18 protein-coding genes are annotated in these 20,080 nt (G+C 43.1%); 7 read left to right on the forward strand and 11 right to left on the reverse strand.

The window, feature by feature from the left end:
* Window positions 1-116: 116 nt before the first annotated feature.
* Window positions 117-923 carry a phosphate starvation-inducible protein PhoH gene (gene phoH / locus LGZ99_RS14865; RefSeq protein WP_262979270.1) on the forward strand — a complete coding sequence of 269 codons (807 nt, stop codon included), beginning with the start codon at window positions 117-119 and terminating at the stop codon, window positions 921-923.
* A gap of 837 nt (window positions 924-1,760) precedes the next feature.
* Here the strand turns inward: phoH and LGZ99_RS14870 are convergent.
* Genes LGZ99_RS14870 through LGZ99_RS14885 form a run of 4 tightly spaced genes read right to left on the reverse strand, consistent with a single transcriptional unit; the run spans window position 1,761 to window position 5,396 of the window.
* On the reverse strand, window positions 1,761-3,044 hold the full coding sequence (locus tag LGZ99_RS14870) for an FAD-dependent oxidoreductase (RefSeq protein ID WP_262979271.1): 1,284 nt from the start codon (window positions 3,042-3,044) through the stop codon (window positions 1,761-1,763).
* A gap of 2 nt (window positions 3,045-3,046) precedes the next feature.
* Entirely contained in the window at window positions 3,047-3,301 is a 255-nt protein-coding gene (locus LGZ99_RS14875; RefSeq protein ID WP_023044262.1) for a (2Fe-2S)-binding protein, read from the reverse strand.
* A gap of 11 nt (window positions 3,302-3,312) precedes the next feature.
* Window positions 3,313-4,449 carry an NAD(P)/FAD-dependent oxidoreductase gene (locus LGZ99_RS14880; RefSeq protein ID WP_262979272.1) on the reverse strand — a complete coding sequence of 379 codons (1,137 nt, stop codon included), beginning with the start codon at window positions 4,447-4,449 and terminating at the stop codon, window positions 3,313-3,315.
* A complete protein-coding gene (locus tag LGZ99_RS14885; RefSeq protein WP_036838371.1) occupies window positions 4,446-5,396 on the reverse strand; it encodes a 4-hydroxyproline epimerase in 951 nt (316 codons plus the stop codon). The genes LGZ99_RS14880 and LGZ99_RS14885 overlap by 4 nt, the downstream gene beginning before the upstream one ends.
* 341 nt (window positions 5,397-5,737) lie before the next feature.
* On the opposite strand from LGZ99_RS14885, the gene LGZ99_RS14890 reads away from it, so the two are divergent.
* From LGZ99_RS14890 to LGZ99_RS14905, 4 genes are all read left to right on the forward strand, one after another.
* Window positions 5,738-6,601: an AraC family transcriptional regulator gene (locus LGZ99_RS14890; RefSeq protein ID WP_036838397.1), complete on the forward strand. Its 864-nt coding sequence runs from the start codon at window positions 5,738-5,740 to the stop codon at window positions 6,599-6,601.
* 284 nt (window positions 6,602-6,885) lie between these two features.
* Window positions 6,886-7,806 (forward strand): dihydrodipicolinate synthase family protein, encoded by a 921-nt coding sequence (locus LGZ99_RS14895; RefSeq protein WP_021325138.1) that lies wholly within the window; start codon window positions 6,886-6,888, stop codon window positions 7,804-7,806.
* Between the two features lie 58 nt (window positions 7,807-7,864).
* Window positions 7,865-9,448 (forward strand): aldehyde dehydrogenase (NADP(+)), encoded by a 1,584-nt coding sequence (locus LGZ99_RS14900; protein ID WP_036838369.1) that lies wholly within the window; start codon window positions 7,865-7,867, stop codon window positions 9,446-9,448.
* A 39-nt stretch (window positions 9,449-9,487) separates the two neighbouring features.
* A complete protein-coding gene (locus LGZ99_RS14905; protein ID WP_023044266.1) occupies window positions 9,488-11,089 on the forward strand; it encodes an APC family permease in 1,602 nt (533 codons plus the stop codon).
* A 406-nt stretch (window positions 11,090-11,495) separates the two neighbouring features.
* On the opposite strand, the gene LGZ99_RS14910 is transcribed toward LGZ99_RS14905, so the two are convergent.
* From LGZ99_RS14910 to LGZ99_RS14930, 5 genes are all read right to left on the reverse strand, one after another.
* A complete protein-coding gene (locus tag LGZ99_RS14910) occupies window positions 11,496-12,332 on the reverse strand; it encodes a siderophore-interacting protein (protein WP_262979273.1) in 837 nt (278 codons plus the stop codon).
* A 138-nt stretch (window positions 12,333-12,470) separates the two neighbouring features.
* Entirely contained in the window at window positions 12,471-13,520 is a 1,050-nt protein-coding gene (locus LGZ99_RS14915) for an ATP-binding protein (RefSeq protein ID WP_231398176.1), read from the reverse strand.
* Window positions 13,521-13,767: 247 nt separating this feature from the next.
* Complete coding sequence (locus LGZ99_RS14920) at window positions 13,768-13,926, reverse strand: DUF2474 domain-containing protein (RefSeq protein ID WP_021325134.1); 159 nt, start codon at window positions 13,924-13,926, stop codon at window positions 13,768-13,770.
* Complete coding sequence (gene cydB / locus LGZ99_RS14925) at window positions 13,907-14,914, reverse strand: cytochrome d ubiquinol oxidase subunit II (RefSeq protein ID WP_262979274.1); 1,008 nt, start codon at window positions 14,912-14,914, stop codon at window positions 13,907-13,909. Before cydB ends, LGZ99_RS14920 begins: the two co-directional genes overlap by 20 nt.
* A complete protein-coding gene (locus tag LGZ99_RS14930; protein WP_023044272.1) occupies window positions 14,904-16,241 on the reverse strand; it encodes a cytochrome ubiquinol oxidase subunit I in 1,338 nt (445 codons plus the stop codon). The genes cydB and LGZ99_RS14930 overlap by 11 nt, the downstream gene beginning before the upstream one ends.
* 131 nt (window positions 16,242-16,372) lie before the next feature.
* Here LGZ99_RS14930 and LGZ99_RS14935 point away from each other — a divergent pair, with 131 nt between their 5' ends.
* Together LGZ99_RS14935 and LGZ99_RS14940 are read left to right on the forward strand one after the other, a co-directional pair.
* On the forward strand, window positions 16,373-17,806 hold the full coding sequence (locus tag LGZ99_RS14935) for an aminotransferase-like domain-containing protein (protein ID WP_021325132.1): 1,434 nt from the start codon (window positions 16,373-16,375) through the stop codon (window positions 17,804-17,806).
* Window positions 17,807-17,839: 33 nt separating this feature from the next.
* Window positions 17,840-18,025: an AbrB/MazE/SpoVT family DNA-binding domain-containing protein gene (locus tag LGZ99_RS14940; RefSeq protein WP_262979275.1), complete on the forward strand. Its 186-nt coding sequence runs from the start codon at window positions 17,840-17,842 to the stop codon at window positions 18,023-18,025.
* Window positions 18,026-18,179: 154 nt separating this feature from the next.
* On the opposite strand, the gene LGZ99_RS14945 is transcribed toward LGZ99_RS14940, so the two are convergent.
* A complete protein-coding gene (locus tag LGZ99_RS14945) occupies window positions 18,180-18,995 on the reverse strand; it encodes a hypothetical protein (protein WP_023044273.1) in 816 nt (271 codons plus the stop codon).
* Window positions 18,996-19,119: 124 nt separating this feature from the next.
* On the reverse strand, window positions 19,120-19,926 hold the full coding sequence (locus LGZ99_RS14950) for a hypothetical protein (RefSeq protein ID WP_023044274.1): 807 nt from the start codon (window positions 19,924-19,926) through the stop codon (window positions 19,120-19,122).
* Between the last annotated feature and the right edge of the window lie 154 nt (window positions 19,927-20,080).

Genomic DNA, 20,080 nt, shown 5'->3' on the forward strand with positions numbered 1-20,080 from the left:
ACTTGCGAGTAACGCTAATGAACTGAAAGGAAATTACTATCTATTTGAAATAACGTATTTATTGTATCGGTGATATGACACCGTATGGGTGAAAACAACGATAAGGTGTTACTGCTATGAACAGACAGAAAGCAGTGATTAAATCACGCCGAGAGGCAAAACGGATGATGAAAAAGGATTTACGTCATCAACGTTACCGGGATGATGACAATGTGACTTCTTTGGTACAACTTGGTGGCATAGAAGCCATAGGTATGGCGCGTGATAACCGGGATACTTCGGAAATTTTGCCACGGACTGAAACTCAGCATCGTTATATACGTGCGATAAACTATAAAAAACTGATTATTGCCAGTGGGGAGGCGGGTTGTGGTAAGACTTTTATCAGTGCGGCAATGGCAGCAGACGCGTTGATTAATAAGGAAGTTGACCGGATTATCGTTACGCGTCCTGTATTACAGGCAGATGAAGATCTTGGTTTTTTACCTGGGGATATGACTGAAAAATTTGCGCCTTATTTCCGGCCGGTGTACGACGTTTTATTAAAACGCATGGGAGCATCGTTTCTACAATATTGCCTGCGGCCTGAAATTGGCAAAGTAGAAATTGCCCCTTTTGCCTATATGCGTGGCCGAACGTTTGAAAATGCATTTGTGATCTTGGATGAAGCTCAGAATGTGACGATCAACCAGATGAAAATGTTTCTGACCCGGCTTGGGGAAAATGTCACGGTGATTGTGAACGGCGATATAAGCCAGTGTGATTTGCCTGCCGGAATGACGTCAGGATTGTGTGATGCACTGGAAAGATTTTCCGATGATGAAATCGTCAGTGTTATCTACTTTAATAAAGAAGATTGCGTTCGCTCTCAACTGTGCCGGAAAACGTTACTGGCTTACAGTGAACAACCACGTAGTGAATAATCCGCGAAAATACGCCGTTGAGTTTTTTGCAAGATTCCTCACGGCGTGATCCTTAGCTTGTTTCTTTTATTATGTGGCACCTCTACCTTCATCGTCTAATTCGGGTAATATTATTTTACGTACAATGTTTTTTAAACTTGCGATTAATGGTTTTCGATTAAACGCCATTAACTATCTTTATGAAAAATTATATTTATTGAGTTAAATCCGCCTTTGATATAAAAGCTTTAATACTTTGGTATTTACGTTTTTAAATGATTATGGCAGATTAGTTAAATGTAAAATAAGCTGAGTATATAATCGCGGATAAATGAATTAAACAGGGTAGGGTAAAAAAATGGGAACCCGCCCTGAGTTTGTTGTTTTTTTAGTTTATGGATTTAATCGGTATAAAGTTTTAACCGTTTTTTTATCCCTTTTAACACCTGTTTTTTGTTAAGTTTAATCATCATCGGATATCGTATTTTATGTTTAACGAATGCGGATCATATTTACTTTTTATCTTTATTGACGCTGTTAAATAACCGGCGAGAAAACACTTGAATATCCATCTGTTCGGATAATATTTTTTTGCGTGTAGTCATAATAATTAAGGGGTTAAAGAGACCGCTTTGGGAAAGAACATGAAGACAATGAGGTTGCTAGCAGTCTGTTGCTGATAGTCTTGTTGATAACCTTCATTGAGCACATCAAGCAGGTAACCCAGGCTGCTATGCCACTGGTGACCTAAGAGATAGTAAAGACAAATAATGAATAGTTTTGTCTATTTAATATCTAATCATTAAAATATAACAAAAAATTTACTGCGTCTCGTTTGTTTGGTTGGCTAATATCCGATCAATCAATTGTCTTATCAACTTCCGCAGTCAGCGTTTCAAGACTAACAGGCGATAGTGGGATGCGAGGGGATGGTATTGCCCAATGTTTGATATCGTGGAGAATGGCGGAACAGATTTTTCCCTGACAAGCCCCCATGCCGCACCGTGTTGCCATTTTTGCACTATTCCAATCCTGAAATGATTCAAGCTCTTTTAAACGCACGTCTTCACAGCGGCAGATCAACGTATCGGGTGGAAGTGCCCGCGTGATCTCTTTATTCAATTTAAACGCCTGTGCCGCCGCTGTTGCAAAACGCCGCCATGTTATTCGTTTCTGCCACCATTTTTCAGCTAATGCGTATTCACCACTCGCTGCAAACCCGGCAATGAATCCTTCACAAAGTGCAAGCTCACTGCCGCCAATACCTGTGCATTCTCCTGCGGCATAGACACCAGGTATAGTCGTCTGTTGCCACGCATCTGCCTGAATATTTCCTTGTCCATCCAGCAAGCAACCAAGCAATTGCGCCAATTCCGTATTTGGTCTTAAACCAAAACCACAAGCCAAACGTGTGCAGGATAATTTCTGCTGTTGCCCTTTATTGCTGATATACACACCGGTTAACCTTCCTTCTGCTGAGGTTTCCATTCCCAATACCATACTGTTTTTATAATAATTTTTAAGTGGTATGAGGGTAATGGCTTGACGCAACTTTTCCGGCCAACGGATCAGTCGTAGGCCAAACGAGAATAAGCGGTGCAAAGGCGCTTGTTCAATGATACCAACCACGTTCCCTCCTGCTTTTTTCACCGTTTCTGCAACTGCAAGCAAAAGCGGACCGCTGCCAGCAATAACAACACGCTCACCTGCCATGGGGAGACCATTTTTTATCAGCGCCTGTAATCCCCCAGCTCCTGTGACACCCGGTAATGTCCATCCAGGAAAAGGAAGTAATTTTTCTTTGGCTCCGGTACAAAGAATGATGCGCTGGTAGTGAATAATTTGGTGCTTATCTGCCGTTTCAACAATCACATATTGGTTGTCTGCGGCAATCACTTTACAACCCGGTAAATAGATCAATGTATCTTCTGATAGCACCGATAAATAATGTTTTGCCATCGGCGGTAATGTATGAAATGGCCCTTGACGCCAAATTTGCCCGCCGGCGTTGGGATTGTCATCAGTCAGAATAACGGATTGCTGTCCCTGTACGGCGGCCTGCGCGGCAGCCAATCCCGCAGGCCCTGCGCCAACAACCAGTACATCACAGCGCAGTACCGTAGAAGAAGATGATGTTGCCATATTCAGATCCTCTCAACTTTCATACCAGTTTCACAAACTGTCTGGCAAGCTGCACGACGGCGACCATTAATCATCAAACGGCATTCCTGGCAGATCCCCATACCACAGAAAGGCACTCTCAATTGATGTGATACAGACATACGGCAATGCTCATCACCGGTATAAGCCAGCGCCGCCGCAACAGTAATCCCCGCAGGAACTGTGATCATTTCGTCATCAATAGATAACGCAATAAATGGTGGTTTTTTGAGTGTCATGGCAACCTCTTTTAATAATCTGCGCTATTTGTTTGACGGGCCATAGGGGTAAAGCGTGCAGGTTGGTAAGGCAATGGATCAATCTCTGTTTTTCTATTCAGCATCAATGCAGAGATGATTCTGGCGCTGCCCGGTGCCGTTGTCACCCCTAATCCTTCATGGCCCACAGCCAGCCATAGCCATTCATAATCGGGATGTTGTCCCAACAGCGGCAAGCCATCTGGAGTCGCAGCACGAAAGCCGGACCAGCAACGTAAGATATTCATCTGACCAAGTTGAGGTAAAAAATGGCGTGCGCGTTGGAGCATAGAACGGAGTAGGGCGAGATCAATAGTGTGCTTTTCGTTATGAAACTGGCGTGAAGATCCAATTAAGAGCTGACCAGTAGGGCGGGCCTGGACGTTAAAAGCGATTGACGTACCATCCAGGACATGCGCACTGGCGCTATATCCTAATTCCACTAATTGATGTGTGATGCAGGTAGGGTAACGATCTGTAATCGCCAATTGCCCTTTTTTAGGGACAATAGGTAATTCAGGTAACAGATGTGTGCTCCACAACCCATTTGCCAGCAATATTTTCGGTGCGTAATATTTTGTTCCATCACGCAATACAACGGTTTGAGGTTCTAAGGCGTGTACTTGCCCTTTAATGAACTGAATCTTTTCATTACAGGCAGCAAGAAACCAGTGTACGACATTTGGTGCATAGATAATCCCATCCCCTGGAACACACAAACCACCCATAATTCCAGCTCTTACCATAGGTTCCATTTGATGAATTTGTGTCGCTGTCAGCGGAATATTCTCAATTCCATAGCTGGCAAGATGTGCGCTTTTTTCCTCAGCAAGTTTCATTTCATCTTCTGTATCCGCCAGCCAAAGCGTACCGCATCCACGCCATGCACAGTTTTCGGGCATGTGCGGGGTGAATGTTCGCCATATATCTAATGAATAACTACTCAATGCCAATTCAGCAGGATTATCGTCCATACACACCAGATGTCCCATTCCTGCCTGTGTTGCCCCTTTACCACCATCATCAATCACCGCAACGCTTAAACCATCCTGTACCAGTTGATAGGCGCACGCGGCGCCAACGATACCCGCGCCAACGATGATGACGTCCGGCATTTGAGGTGGGGTCATACGCTGATCCCCCAGACGAAAGGATCGTTCTTCGCAATGATTAATTTGTTATCACCGTAGACATGTGCTGTTCCCCGGATCACCGGGGCAATTTTCTGACCAACCCATTGATATTGGGCTTCAAAAACACTACCAATAATGCTGGATTGTCGCCAAACTTCACCAGGCTGCAATTTTCCATCCGCCGCCAGGCAGGCTAATTTGGCGCTCGTTCCCGTACCACAGGGTGAACGGTCATAGGATTTCCCCGGACATAACACAAAATTGCGGCTGTCAGCATTGTTATCAGGAGCAAACAATTCAATATGGTCGATACACTCGCCGTTTTCGCCAGTAATCCCTGCTTGTTCCAGTGCCTGCCTAACGGCCCAACTGTATTGCGTGAGTTCATCAATATGGTGGGTGGTTAACGAATAACTATGCTGGCTGATCAGAAAAAACCAGTTTCCTCCCCAGGCAATATCCCCGTTGACATCACCTATACCAGGAACATTCACAGTGATATTTTTCTGATAACGATAAGAGAGAACATTATGAACAGACACCGCTCCATCCTTGTGGAGCACTGCCTCCACAAGACCAATAGGCGTCTCAATTTTATATTTTCCAGGTTGAAACCAACCCAGATGATGGAGAGAGGCAATAAGGCCCATAGTGCCATGACCGCACATGCCCAAATATCCTGCGTTATTAAAGAAGATAACACCTATATCTGCTTCAGGTGCAGCGGGCGGACACAAGAGTGCGCCTACCAACACATCATTTCCTTTGGGTTCAAGAATGAGAGCCTTGCGCCAGTGATCAAATTCGGCTTCAAAGCGTTGCCGCTGTTTGGCGACAGTTCCTTTGCCAAGAGATGGAAATCCCTCTACTACTGTGCGCGTGGGTTCTCCACCAGTGTGTGAATCAATGACGCGAATAATCTGATACTCATTTTTCTCTGCCATAAAGCCACCAAGTTAACGTATTTTTAACAAATGGTGGCGTAATATTTCGCTTGCCGCTTGATGAGTTTCATATCGCAACATGCTGAAATCAGCACAATGAAAAAATCACTGAATTATCATTTGGACACCATGAAAAATAATGATCTAAAAATCAAACGGATAAATAAGAACGATAGGAATAACCTTCTGTGATAATTATCACATGAATATAAAATAGTTCTTCTGAACATTGCGGATACGTCGAATCTGATATTTATTTTGATTTTTTTAGTCAAGATAAATAACCAAATACACAAGCTAAAAATCTTATTTTGATGATATATAGACTGGAGATATCGATGATGAATATAGCCCATGACAGCCTATACCCGCACAATGAAAAAAACGGCATTGGCACCAGTGACCATGATGTTTGTAATATTGAGTTTTTATCAACACTTTGTAGTGGGCTTGCTAATCACAAACCCAGTCACCTGCAAGATATTCTCAATGCGGTTGCCTTAATTACACCATTGCTGAATGCGATTCCCAGTGTGGTTTTCTTTATCAAAGATACCAAAGCACGTTACCTAATTGCGAATCTTACGCTGGCTACACGCTGCGGATTTAAATCGATCTCTTCGCTACTGGGTAAAACTTCCTCCGAGATTTTTCCTGCTCAGATGGGCAGTTGTTACACCGAACAAGATTTACGTGTATTACACCAAGGGGTAATTATCCAAAACCAACTGGAGCTCCATTTTTATCATGGACGTAAAACAGGTTGGTGCATGACATATAAATTGCCGTTGTATAATCAACATAATCAAATTATTGGTATGGCGGGAATTTCTCATGATCTGATGGAAGTTAAGGAAAACCATCCCGTGTACCAAAAACTGGCTATTGTTGATGATTATATTCGTGAACATTTTGATCGAACAATTCGTCTCGAAGAGCTGACGAATCTAACACATCTCTCGGTTGCTCAATTGGAACGTTACTGTAAACGCATCTTTCACCTGACGCCCCGGCAGATGATCCACAAAATCAGAATTGAAAAAGCGTCTGAATTGCTGGCGACAGAACTGCCTATTACAGATGTCGCTTTGCAATGTGGTTATACTGATCACAGTGCATTTACCCGGCAATTTAAGGCGTTAACTGGAATCACGCCCAGTAATTTTCGCCAGTCAATGGGCAGGAGTCATTTGCCGCTTTCCTGATATATCCGTCCTTTCGTGATCCAATTTGTCGTTTTACCGCCACGATATTGGGTTAATTCATTTATTCAAGAACTTACCTGTAATCAGGAATTATCTGGCCCAGTAACAATCCCTCAGCTTTAAGTTTGTTATTCCTATTATGCTGATTTCGTCATTGTTCACTGCGAAAAGTGACAAGCTTCTTTTTGGTGAAATAGCCATTATTCAATCAAAACCAATAAATTACATTTTGTTAACAAAATGAAAGCAATTTGCATGTCAAATATCAATCAAAGGATAAGACTATGAGCAAGAAAAAGGTTAACTGGCATGGTGTTTTCCCGGCAGTAACAACCCAATTTAACCCCGATTTTTCCATTAATTTGGATGCCACTCATAAGGTCATGACAAACCTGATTAAAGATGGGGTTTCTGGTTTAGTTGTCAATGGTTCCGTGGGGGAAAACACCTCCCTGTCCATGGAGGAAAAGCGTGCTATCGTTGAACTCGCGGTGGATGTTACTGCTGGGAAAGTCCCGGTTCTTTCGGGTATTGCAGAACTGACAACCGACAATGCGTGCAAAATGGCCTCTGAATGCCGCCAGGCAGGTGCTAATGGGGTGATGGTTATGCCACCACTGATTTATACGCCAACCCCTAAAGAAAACAGGGCATATTTCCGTACAATTGCCGCCTCTACCGATTTGCCCATCATGCTATATAACAACCCCCTGCTGTATAAAAATGATATTACGCCAAAAATTCTGACATCTCTGGCCGATTGCGAAAATATCGTTGCGTTTAAAGATTCATCAGGCAATACACGCCCTTTTAGTGATATTCCCAATGAAGCAGGTGATCGCTTCATTCTTTTTGCTGGTTTGGATGACGTCGTTTTAGAGTCAGTCGCCGTGGGCGCAGAAGGTTGGATTTCAGGCATGTCGAATGCTTTTCCACGGGAAGGGGAGACCTTATTCCGTCTGGCTAAACAGAAACGTTATGAAGAAGCCAGGGAGTTATATCGCTGGTTTATGCCTTTGCTGCATCTGGATTTCCGTCCTGATTTGGTGCAATGCATCAAACTGTGTGAAGAAATGGTTGGCCGTGGCAGTGCGATTACCCGCCCACCACGTTTACCTCTTGAGGGGGAAATATTGGCTGAAGTACGCGCCATTGTAGAAAAAGCCCTCGCAAATCGTCCTTCGCTGCCTGATGTAGGTCTCTGAATTCCAGTTTAGTGTAATAACCCATCGTGCCCATTTTGATACCCTTGGAGGAATCGCTATGTCAGTAACACATTCAGGTATGCAGTTTATTGGTGGTCACAGGCAAGCAGAGGGAGAACGTTGTTTACACAGCCGGCGGGCGGTGGATAATTCATCAATGGGTTATGTGTTTTATCAGGCTACAGTACATGAGGTCGATCTCGCTGTTCAAGCCGCCGCCGATGCATTTACACGTTATAGCCAAACATCATTAGAAGGACGTGCCGTTTTTTTAGATAAAATTGCGGATGAAATTGATGCTCTCGGCGATGATTTCATTGCCCTTGTATCGGAAGAAACGGCTCTGCCACCCGCTCGACTTCAGGGTGAACGGTCGAGAACGAGTGGGCAAATGAGGCTGTTTGCTACGCTGTTACGCCGTGGTGATATTCATGCTGCCCGCATTGATACTGCACAACCTGAGAGAAAACCGCTTCCTAGGGTTGATATTCGCCAGTGCTATATTCCTCTTGGCCCTATTGCGGTTTTCGGCGCCAGTAATTTCCCTTTGGCTTTTTCAACCGCAGGTGGTGACACGGCGTCAGCATTAGCGGCGGGCTGCTCCGTTGTTTTCAAAGCTCATAGCGGCCATATGGTCACCGCCGAAATCATCGCGCAAGCCATTGAGCGCGCTATCATAGCGACACAAATGCCCGCAGGTGTATTCAATATGATTTATGGCAATAGCGTGGGGGCGGATCTCGTCAAACACCCGGTTATTCAGGCGGTTAGTTTTACCGGTTCACTCGCTGGTGGGCGTGCATTGTTCGATATGGCTATGCAGCGATCGCAACCTATTCCGGTTTTTGCTGAAATGTCGAGTATCAACCCGGTCATTGTGCTGCCAAATGCTTTAATACAGCGGGGAAAACAAATTGCCCAAGGACTGGCAAATTCATTCACATTAGGTTGCGGTCAGTTTTGTACTAAACCGGGCATGATCCTGGGCATTCGTTCACCAGAATTTGATCAATTTATTACTCAATTAACGCAGGAAATCACGCTTCGTCCGGCACAGTCAATGCTAAACCAAGGCACATTACTCAGCTATCAAAAAGGTATTCATAAACTGGATAATGAACCCTTAATGACACAGTTAGCCACTGGTGAACATCATGAAAATCAGGCAACTACGATGCTGTATCGTGCAGATATTGCTTTGTTGTTGAATAAAAATGCTCTGCTGCAAGAGGAGGTTTTTGGTCCTGTTATTATTGTGATTGAAGCTGAAAGTCAGCACCAGCTTTTACGCGCAATTGACTGTTTGCAGGGGCAGCTTACCGCGACCTTGATTGGTGAACACGATGAATTAGCTAATGCGCATGAACTCAGTCGACGATTACAGAACATCGCTGGCAGAGTGGTTGTCAACGGCTACCCAACAGGCGTTGAAGTCTGTGATGCCATGGTTCATGGTGGGCCTTACCCAGCGACTTCAGATGCGAGAGGGACTTCCGTTGGCACACTGGCTATTTGGCGTTTTCTGCGTCCGGTATGTCTCCAAAACTATCCCGAAGCCTTACTTCCCCCAGCACTGCAAAACCGTAATCCGTTAAATATTTCCCGATTAATCAATGGGGTGATGAGCAAGCAAGCATTGTAAATCAGTTATCAAATAAGAAACAGAAAAGAGCGAATAATTATGGCGACATATGAAACCTCTCCACTGCCAAAATCCAATTCAGGGCAGGGAAAATTTAAGAAACAGTTAACACTTACGGATTTAACTTTCATCGGATTAGGGGCTATTTTTGGCTCTGGCTGGTTATTTGCCGCCAGTCATGTGTCTGTTATCGCCGGGCCAGCAGGGATTTTTTCCTGGGTGATTGGGGGTATCGCCGTGCTGTTACTCGGCATTGTGTATTGCGAATTGGGCGCAGCTCTGCCGAAATCAGGTGGCATTATCCGTTATCCGATGTTTTCTCATGGTGAACTCATGGGATATTTAATGGGTTCTATCACCTTAATTGCGTTTTCCAGCCTTATCGCCATTGAAGTTGTCGCTGCCCGGCAATATGCGGCTGCGTGGTTCCCTTTTCTCAGTCAGCCTGGTTCTGGTGATCCGACTCTGGCAGGCTGGCTGGTTCAATTTATTTTATTAGCATTTTTCTTTTATCTTAATTACAACAGCGTGAAAACCTTTGCGAAATTCAACAATATTATTAGTATCTTCAAATTCATCGTTCCGCTGCTCGTTATGGCTATCCTTTTTAATTATTTCAATCCGAGTAATCTGCAAGTTCATGGATTCTCCCCGTTTGGGATCTCTGGTGTTGAAGCCGCAGTTTCAGCGGGAGGCATTATCTTTGCTTATCTTGGTCTGACGCCAATTATTTCTGTCGCCGGTGAAGTGGAAAAACCCCAAAAAACCATCCCTATTGCTCTTATTCTGTCTATTCTACTGTCCACGGTTATTTATGTTTTATTACAGTTAGCTTTTCTTGGCGGGATACCTTCTGATTTACTCTTTGGCGGCTGGAACCAAATTGGACAATATTTTTCACTGCCGTTTCGCGATATAGCCTTAATACTCGGTGCGGGATGGCTCGCTTTTTTGGTGGTATGTGATGCAGTGATCTCCCCAAGCGGCACTGGGAATATTTATATGAATGCGACTCCGCGCGTTATCTATGGCTGGGCAAAAAGTGGAACGTTATTTAACGTGTTTACCCATATCGATGAAAAATCGGGGATACCACGTCCTGCACTCTGGTTGACGTTTATTCTTTCTATTTTTTGGACATTACCTTTTCCTTCATGGGAAAAACTTATCAGTGTTGTTTCAGCGGCGTTAATCCTGAGCTACGCATTAGCGCCAGTCACGGCCTCTGCCTTACGCCGTAATGCCAAAGAGATGAAACGTCCCTTTTATGTTAAAGGGTTTGTCATCGTTGGCCCACTCTCTTTTATTGTTTCCGCCTTCATTGTTTACTGGTCTGGTTGGAAAACCGTTTCCTGGCTGCTCGGATTACAAATTGTCTTGTTCTTCATCTACTTGTTATTCAAAAACAGAGTCCCTGTGGGCAAAGTGAGCCTGCGCCAACAGATAACCTCTGCCTTGTGGCTGATCGGTTTCTACAGTGCCATGATCATTCTGTCCTATTTAGGCACATTTGGCGGGAAAGGCATGATTCCTGCGCCTTGGGATATCGTTGCAGTGGCAGTGATGTCTTTGATTGCTTTTTATTGGGGAACCTTTAGCGCTCTGCCCAAGGCTATTTTACCAACGGAAGATGAGGATTAGTGCTAATGGAGCAATCAAATGTTGTAAAAACGGGGGTGATCATAGAGTTATGTTCTCTTATTTCAGCTCCTACCGTTAATTTAATCTAAATCAACATGATTTATAATGCTCTATTTATAGGACATTATAATCATAATAGCGCATAATGTTCGATTAAAGTGACATTAAAAAATTACGTTACAGTTATGTTATAATGTGCTAATAAATATCCGTTATAGCTATTAATAATTTTAATGTGCCATTTTGAGGATGTTATGATATCACATAAAAGAACAGCTTCAGCAATTGCAGAGGAATTGAATGGTTGTAGATCATTCTCGTGATATAGATCACACCGTCAAGATTCCTGAAAAAATCTCCCGGCGTGATCCTTTGCCTATTATGACTGGCCGAAGTTATGCACTAATCATAGCGCAAAGCTATCCATCACTTCATGGCGCAGCTCGTGATAACCTTCCTCATTAAAGCCATGTCTCCAGTAAGGGATGGCATATAACTGGTGGCGTTCATAACCTTTTTCACGGCGAACATAGCGACGAAGCGCTTTTACCATCTTATCTTCACCGGCAAGCCAGAAAGTGACATCTTCTGTTGGTAATGACCAGGATTTGAACGTGGATACCATCTTGTCAGTCACTTCAACACCGCCGGTAATCCAGTGGATTGTTATTCCCGCCGGTTTTTTCAACTCCTGAATATCCTGTTCACTTTCGATACGAATAATCACCTGCCCGGCAGCGTCTGGTTTTATTGTTTCCAATAGCGCCGCAATTGCAGGCAGGGAACTTGGGTCGCCAGCCATATAATAATTGCTGACTTTTGGCAGTAATGGATCAGGACCTCCGGGGTTAGTGATACCGATCCAGTCACCGATTTTGGCTTTGTGAGCAAATTCCACCGCTGGACCACCATGGTCATGCAGTGCGAACTCAATATCGATCTCTTTTTGTTCGGAACGCAGAGCCCGAACGGTGTAAGCACGGGTAACCGGGCGCAGCTCTTTTGCCGGCCATATTGGGCCTTCTGGGGATAGAATGGGTAAGATCGGTTTGGTCTGTCCCGGAAGAGGTAAGAATATTTTTACCAGCCCGCCTTCGCATTCAGTGGGATAAGTGTTCAGGTTTTCACTTTCGAAAGTAATGTTGCGCATATTGGGTGTTACGTCGAAAATTTTTTTTACCTGAACAAGCCTCGGTGGTGCAGGGCGGTAAATATTTTTCTCTTCAATTGTTTTATTAGCCACGTAAAATTCCTCTGGAAAATTTATCGAAGGTAATGATCTGATAAAGCAAAATGCAGTGTAACAGTAATTAACACAAATGCTAATCATTATCATTCAATAAGTTGCGCTGATGCCAATAATTTGATTTATCTGTCTTTTTCAATCCAGTGGTAATTGAATTTCTATTTCTGTACCACCATTTTTACGGTTTTTTATCTGTAATTGTCCACCGATGAGCGTGACTCTGTCTTGCATAATAGCCAGTCCAAATCTGTTTTCATCAATTGCATTTAGATTGATGCCCCGGCCATTGTCACTGACAACAGCAATGATTTTGTCATCAATAGGATAAATACGGATACTGATCCAATTTGCATTGGAATGCTTGTAGCAATTGTTTAAACACTCCCGGATGATTTGTATTAAATGTTTACAGTAACTGTCAGGGATGTGCTGATGTGTCAGACGGTAATTGAATTCAATATTGAAGCTCAGACGATGGTTAAACTCATTAACCAACATCTGTAAAGATTCTTGCAGATTACATTGAGGCTGTTCGTTCCTGAAGGTTGCCAATAATTCTCTTAGTTGGCGGTAAGCGATATTCAACTCATCCTTAATCATATTAAGCGAGGTTAAACTTTGCTTGGATAAGTTATCACTACCGATATACAGGCAATTAACCTGAATTTTAAGGAAAGAGAGCGATTGGGCAATTGAATCATGGAGTTCACGGGAAATAGCGGCTCTTTCTGCTGCCAAAATACTCTGATGGTGGCACTGGATTTGGTTTTCCCGTAACAGTTTATTCGTCATTAGGGCAACCACATTCTGAACCAGGCTTTTTTCATCGGGGGTCAGATCACTATTTCTGTGTGTTTTTATCCAGAGTGTCCCATAATTATCAATATTATCATCCAGATTCCATCTCATAATCAGAGGCATATCGAAATAGGGGCACTGGTGGGGATTGCGGAAGAAATATTCTTGTTGCGATGGATAAAAGATGATTTTGGCTTCACAGAAAGGGATCAGGTGATTGAGATGAGAAAAAATCTCCTGTAGCTTTTCAGGAAGAAGTTTACAGTTTTGTAGTTTGAAATGGCTTTGACAGAGGAAATCCAAATAACCATTTTTTTGTTTCAGTGCGTTAATTTCTGCTTTGTATCTTGAATGTTGCCATTCTTTGACAGGAACAGAGTTATGCACTACTTTTATCAGGAAATATACATTTGTAATGCTTAACATTATCAGCAACGGTAGAATTAAATCTTGAATAGACGGTTTATTAATCAATAATAGTATAAAAAGTAAAAATAAATTTATAATAGAGTTGATCACAAACAACTTTGGGTTTGTGAAGAGAGAGTTATTTGAACTTGTTTTCATCAGGTTAAGATTCCGTTCTGCGATACTGATGAAAACTTTAGCTCAATTTATTAAATAGTGTTAACAATTACTTTAATTTCATGCCTGCTGCTGTCATCAGAAGGCGAAATAGTGTGGAGACAGCAAAAAGAGCCATCACACTGCAAAGCCAGATTACCGCCATCCAGCCTATCCGTTTCCATACGGAAGGGCGTTGGATGTTTTGATCAGTGGTAGCCTTGTTCATGGTTCACTTTCCCCCGGAAAACGTAGTAGCTCCAATAGGTATAAACCAGGATCACTGGGATGATCAGCAGGGCGCCGACCAGCATAAAACCTAAACTTTGTGGTGGTGCTGCGGCTGCTTCATAGCTGATTGCCGGTGGGATAATGTTAGGCCAGATGCTGATACCCAATCCACTGTAGCCAAGGAAAACCAGCAACAGCGCTAACAGAAACGGTGTGTAATGGGTTTTGCGTTTGATAGAACGCAATAGTTTCCAGCCCGACCATGCCACTAACAGTGGAACAGGAAGGAAGAACAATAAATTAGGTAAACTGAACCAACGTTCCGCAATTGCCGGATGGATTAATGGTGTCCACAAACTGATAATGGCGATGACAGCCAGCATCAGAAGAATGAGTGGGCGGGCTACACGGTACATCGCCTGTTGCAGATGGCCTTCGGTTTTCATAATCAGCCAGCCGCAGCCTAACAGAGCGTAAGCAACGACAAGCCCAAAGCCACAGAACAGCGGGAAGGGTGAGAACCAGTCAAAATAGCCGCCCGCATAAGCCCGATTTTCAACAGGGAACCCCTGAATAAAGGCGCCGACCACAACCCCTTGAACGAAGGTAGCAATCACAGAACCACCGATAAAGGCTTTATCCCAGATATGACGATGTTCAGGTGCGGATTTGAAACGAAACTCAAAGGCGACGCCACGGAATATCAGGCCAAATAACATTAATGTCAGGGGGATGGTCAGTGCATCAAGTATAACGGCATAAGCCAGAGGAAAAGCACCGAATAAACCTGCACCTCCAAGTACCAGCCAGGTTTCGTTACCATCCCAGACGGGAGCGACACTGTTCATCATTAAATCACGGTCGCTGTCGCTTTTAATCGTGGGATAGAGCAGTCCAATCCCAAGATCAAAACCATCCATGACAATGTACATCATGGTGCTGAACACAATGATGATGAACCAGATTAACGGCAGATCAATACCCATTTTTGAACTCCTTTTTGGGACCTTTGCGGATAAGTTTCATCATATAGGCGTAACCCACACCAAATACCGAGCTATAAACCACGATAAACAGCAACAGACTGATGCTCATATGTATCTCACCATGTGCGGATACAGCGTCTTTGGTGCGTAACAGACCATAAACCACCCACGGTTGACGGCCTATTTCTGTGGTAAACCAGCCGGCAAGAATGGCGATCAGGCCGGAAGGCGCCATCAAGAACATAAAACGCAGGAAGGGTTTTGATTGGTAAAGCCGTTGCTTATAACGCAACCAGAGTCCCCAGCAACCGGCAATTATCATCAGCATACCCAGGCCGACCATCACTCTGAATGACCAGAAAACTATCAGGGCGTTTGGTCGGTCTTCCGGTGGAAACTCTTTAAGAGCAGGAACCTGCTTATCGATGCTGTGCGTCAAAATCAGACTGGCGAGATAAGGAATCTCCACGGCATAACGCGTCTCTTCCCGTTCCATATCAGGAATACCAAACAGGATCAGCGGAGTTGCTTCGCCGGGACGATTTTCCCAATGACCTTCCATTGCCGCGATTTTGGCGGGTTGATGCTTGAGTGTGTTAAGGCCGTGGGCATCACCAATCAACGCCTGCAAAGGAGCAATAATCAGGATCATCCACATCGACATGGATAGCATTTTTTTCATTGCTGTCGAGTCATTGCCTTTTAATAAATGCCATGCCGCCGAAGCTGCAACAAAGAATGCTGAGGCAAGGAATGCCGCAGTACACATGTGAGCCAGACGGTATGGAAAGGAGGGATTAAATATAACTGCCAGCCAGTCGACGGGGACGACCTGATTATTGATAATTTCATGGCCTTGTGGGGTTTGCATCCAGCTATTAGAGGCCAGTATCCAAAAGGTGGATATCAGAGTACCCAGCGCAACCATACAGGTGGCGAAAAAATGTAACTTTTCACCCACTCGGTTCCAGCCAAATAACATCACGCCAAGAAAGCCCGCTTCAAGAAAGAACGCGGTCAGCACTTCGTAAGTCAGCAAGGGGCCGGTGATCGAACCGGCAAACTCGGAGAAAAAACTCCAGTTGGTGCCGAACTGATAAGCCATAACCAGGCCGGAAACCACTCCCATGCCGAAGTTAACTGCAAAAATTTTCGACCAGAAGTGATATAACTCTTTGTAATCGCTATGACGGGTTTTCAGCCATAATCCTTCCAGTACTGCTAAGAAACTTGCCAGCCCAATCGTGATTGCTGGAAAGATAATGTGAAAGGAGACAGTAAAAGCGAACTGAATTCTGGCCAGTTCCAGAGCACTTAAGCCAAACATAGTGACCTCTTATTTTTAGTTTGAATAAAGGCAGGAAATGTGTGTGGGTAAGTAGAACATGAAAAAAATAACTATAATAGTGACAGTTTTCTGTATATTGACTATAACAGTTTTCACGGAGGTCTGAATTTATGAAGCGTTATGAACAATTTGCCAAACAAATTCTGCAACATATTGAAGATGGTACCTGGCTGGTAGGAGATAGACTACCTTCTTTGAGAGAGTCAGTGAAATTATCGGGTTTGAGTTTGATGACAGTTGTTCAATCGTATCAGTTATTGGAAAGTCAGGGATGGATCACTTCCCGGCCTCAGTCTGGTTATTATGTCACCAAGCGTTTACAACCATTTGCGGCGGCGAAAGGGGGAAAGCGATTACATCTGAGCGAAAGCGTGGAAATAAGCGCTTCTATTTTTGATGTATTACAAGCGTGCAAAGATCCTTCGATTATTCCTTTTGGTTCAGCATTCCCGGATCCATCCTTATTGATTCAGCCTAAACTTACCAAAGCGTTAGCGGCAGTCGCCAGGCGAATAGCACCGCACAGCTCTTTAGCCAACTTACCTCCGGGTAATGATAAGTTACGCCGTAACATATCGCGCCGCTATGCGATGCATGGTATTCATGTTTCTCCTGATGAAATTGTGATTACCGCTGGTGCGATGGAATCATTGAGCTTCAGTTTGCAGTCAGTGACTGAGCCGGGTGATTGGGTGGTCATTGAATCGCCGGCTTTCTATGGTGCTTTGCAGGCAATTGAGCGTTTACGCTTAAAAGCGGTGGCAATAAAAACCGATCCGCAAAACGGTATTGATTTAGATGCGTTGGAGGAGGTGCTGCAAAAATATCCGGTAAAAGCCTGCTGGTTAATGACTCACTTCCAGAATCCATTAGGTGGAACGATGTCTGCCGACAATAAATCACGGTTGGTGAATATCCTTAACAGTAACCAAGTGGTGCTGATTGAAGATGATGTGTATGGTGAACTCTATTTCGATCAGCAACGGCCTATACCGGCGAAAGCGCTGGACAGTGAAAGCAACTTTATGCACTGTGCTTCATTTTCTAAATGCTTGGCGCCGGGATTCCGAGTAGGTTGGGTGGCGGCAGGAAAGCACGCCAGAAAAATCCAGCAGTTACAAATGATGAGTACCGTTTCTGCCAGCATACCGACGCAACTGGCTATTGCCGATTATCTTGCTGAAGGGGGATACGATAAACATTTACGCCGTCTTCGCCGTATATTGGAGCAACGTCAACACCAAATGCTACGGGCGATTGGTGACTATATGCCTGAGTCAGTCAAAGTGAATCGCCCGAAAGGCGGGTATTTCCTCTGGCTGGAATTTGAGCCACTGTTCAGTGCCGAGCGGCTTTATCAACTGGCATTAGCGGAAGGGATTAGTATTGCGCCTGGCTGTATGTTTTGTACCAGCGAACAGTTTAACCATGCCTTTCGTCTTAATGTCTCTTTTGATTGGAATGAGGAAATGGAACGTGCTATGCAGACTTTAGGTCATCTTTGCCATACTTTATTGGCTGAATGTGGGAATATATCGCAATAAAAAATCAGGTATATCCCTATACAGGAGAATTTTGTGAAGCAAACAACGAACTGCTCTCAAGTGGCCCGATTCCCTAAGGCTGTAGCCCTGCCGGAAGAAGTGAGACGGGTTAATGTGGCTGGTGAGTCTTGGGATAGTTGGTTTGATGGCCCCGGAGTGACTGCCGATTTCATGACAGAATGTGGGCAGTTGCTGGTGCAAGAGCGTGAGGGGTTCTGATTTGATATTTGTATTTGTACACTGTATTTCTTGCTTGTTCTGATGAAGTATTTTATCTCGGAGATATTCATCATGGTGTCCACGATAAATTTGCGGACACCATTTTGTCAGTTATTTCACCATATCAACTTATTCTATACAAAGTGCCCTTACTCTATTTCTTTTCTTTCTTCCGGGTTGTCATATTGTTAATCCAATCTTCCAATGTTTCCTTCTGTACTTTCTCGAATGCGGGCCGCGCGTTTCTCCATGCTTCGTAACTCAGTTGATATTCTGCTTGTGGTAGAAGGTAAGTAGATTGAAATTCGATAGTGCCTTTATTATCTTCTAAAGCGATTATTGAAAATTCAGACCAATATAAGAAACATGATACACCTCTTGACGATGTGGCAAACACGTTTTGTACGAAATTAGATCGAGTCTGTTTTTTACCCGCATATGATAACGCAGCGAGAGCCAGTTGCCTCAAGGGGGCTCTCATCTGGCCTCTCTCCAGATAAGTTAAACCTTGGAAGCTTTCCAGGAAAGAGTTGATCAAAACATCCATATTACGGCTTTTTTGAACAACATTTTGTACGCTTTTTGATATTAAGGAAAGGATCGGTACGCCCGATAATTCTTTTGTAAATGCAAAGAAGTGTTCTTTATTGCCTTTGCCTTCAGGATCTAACGCATTATAATCTGAAACTGCACGACATATATTCACTATAGTTTGCAGGCCTTCGGTAACGCTGACCGGATATTTATATGATGTGGCAGACTGTTTTGCAAGCAGTACATAATTTTCTGTAGCTGCGGCGTTAGCTGGACTTTGTACTTTGGAATAATCTTCAAGATCTGAAATATCTGTGAAAATGTTATCTGAGCGTTGCCAATCTTTCAGCAACCTTGTTCCTCCTTTGTCAATATGTTCCATCCATTCTTGGGCTTTTTTTACTGCGTAATCAGGATTGCTTAAGATATTTTCCATGATTTTTGTCCTTTATAGATTTATTAAACTAGATATTGAATGTTAAAATACTGTTGAAAATAGGGAACGATATTGAATCCTATTTGCAACAATGCCTATAATCTGTTTATAAAAACACTTTAATTTATGTTTTTAGTCTGGTTGTCATACAGTCAATTAAAGATTCGGTTGATATTTTATTTTCTTTCTCGAATGCCGGTCTTACATTTTCCCATGATGCTTGACTGAGATTATATTCTGCCTGTGAAAGTTTATATCTGGATGTGAATTTTATAGTACCTTTATTATTCACTCTCTTTATTGTTAACACAGAGGAATACAATATAAGTGAAGCGCCATTTGGGGATTTAGTAAGAACGTATTGTACGAAATTGGATTGTCTTTCTTTCTCATCAGCATAAGATAAAGCAGTATTAGCCAATGCTTTTAGATAGATTTTGATTGTAATTTTATCCTGAGGAGATAGTCCTCTAAAGGCTTGAACAAAAGAATCGATTAGGATATCAGTATCATGGCTTTGTTGAGTCACAATACTGGAGTCTGCCCACAATAAAGAGAGAAATGGAACATTCGCTATTTCTTTTGTGAATGCAATGAACTTTTTCGCATTGCCATTACCTTCTGGTTTTAAAGGATCATAGCCTGAAGCTATGCGGCATAAGTTGATGATAGTTTGCAAACCTTCAGTGACGCTCACCGGGTATTTATATGATGTAGCAGATTTTTTTGTAAATATCGAGTATTCATTTGTTGCTGCTACACTGGCCGGGCTTTGCACGTCAGAAAGATTTTCAGGTGCCGGGGAAGGAGAAAAAATGTTATCGGGATATTCCTGTGTTTTTAGGTATCTTAGTTTTCCTTTTTTAATATACTCCAGCCACTCTTGAGCTTTTTTAAATTCATAGTCAGAGCTGGTGAATATATTCTTCATAATTATTTTCCTTATAAGTTTATATAATTAATTATTGAATGTTTATTTTTAATTCAGGTTAATTCTGCCTTTAGGAAATATAATTTATTTTAGATCAATAAGATATGATTTTATTTTGTATGATAAATATATTTTCTGAAAGCCGGTAATATCT

Origin of the sequence: Photorhabdus temperata (assembly GCF_025384845.1) — a bacterium.
Taxonomy (GTDB): Bacteria; Pseudomonadota; Gammaproteobacteria; order Enterobacterales; family Enterobacteriaceae; genus Photorhabdus; species Photorhabdus temperata.

What these genes read in the sequence shown, in the direction of transcription:
- LGZ99_RS14930 (WP_023044272.1), bottom strand. Translation starts at nt 16,241, where the DNA reads ATGTTTGGCTTAAGTGCTCTGGAACTGGCCAGAATTCAGTTCGCTTTT.
- LGZ99_RS14895 (WP_021325138.1), top strand. Translation starts at nt 6,886, where the DNA reads ATGAGCAAGAAAAAGGTTAACTGGCATGGTGTTTTCCCGGCAGTAACA.
- LGZ99_RS14950 (WP_023044274.1), bottom strand. Translation starts at nt 19,926, where the DNA reads ATGAAGAATATATTCACCAGCTCTGACTATGAATTTAAAAAAGCTCAA.
- LGZ99_RS14870 (WP_262979271.1), bottom strand. Translation starts at nt 3,044, where the DNA reads ATGGCAACATCATCTTCTTCTACGGTACTGCGCTGTGATGTACTGGTT.
- LGZ99_RS14900 (WP_036838369.1), top strand. Translation starts at nt 7,865, where the DNA reads ATGTCAGTAACACATTCAGGTATGCAGTTTATTGGTGGTCACAGGCAA.
- LGZ99_RS14880 (WP_262979272.1), bottom strand. Translation starts at nt 4,449, where the DNA reads ATGACCCCACCTCAAATGCCGGACGTCATCATCGTTGGCGCGGGTATC.
- phoH (WP_262979270.1), top strand. Translation starts at nt 117, where the DNA reads ATGAACAGACAGAAAGCAGTGATTAAATCACGCCGAGAGGCAAAACGG.
- LGZ99_RS14945 (WP_023044273.1), bottom strand. Translation starts at nt 18,995, where the DNA reads ATGGAAAATATCTTAAGCAATCCTGATTACGCAGTAAAAAAAGCCCAA.
- LGZ99_RS14935 (WP_021325132.1), top strand. Translation starts at nt 16,373, where the DNA reads ATGAAGCGTTATGAACAATTTGCCAAACAAATTCTGCAACATATTGAA.
- LGZ99_RS14885 (WP_036838371.1), bottom strand. Translation starts at nt 5,396, where the DNA reads ATGGCAGAGAAAAATGAGTATCAGATTATTCGCGTCATTGATTCACAC.
- LGZ99_RS14890 (WP_036838397.1), top strand. Translation starts at nt 5,738, where the DNA reads ATGAATATAGCCCATGACAGCCTATACCCGCACAATGAAAAAAACGGC.
- cydB (WP_262979274.1), bottom strand. Translation starts at nt 14,914, where the DNA reads ATGGGTATTGATCTGCCGTTAATCTGGTTCATCATCATTGTGTTCAGC.
- LGZ99_RS14905 (WP_023044266.1), top strand. Translation starts at nt 9,488, where the DNA reads ATGGCGACATATGAAACCTCTCCACTGCCAAAATCCAATTCAGGGCAG.
- LGZ99_RS14875 (WP_023044262.1), bottom strand. Translation starts at nt 3,301, where the DNA reads ATGACACTCAAAAAACCACCATTTATTGCGTTATCTATTGATGACGAA.
- LGZ99_RS14920 (WP_021325134.1), bottom strand. Translation starts at nt 13,926, where the DNA reads ATGAACAAGGCTACCACTGATCAAAACATCCAACGCCCTTCCGTATGG.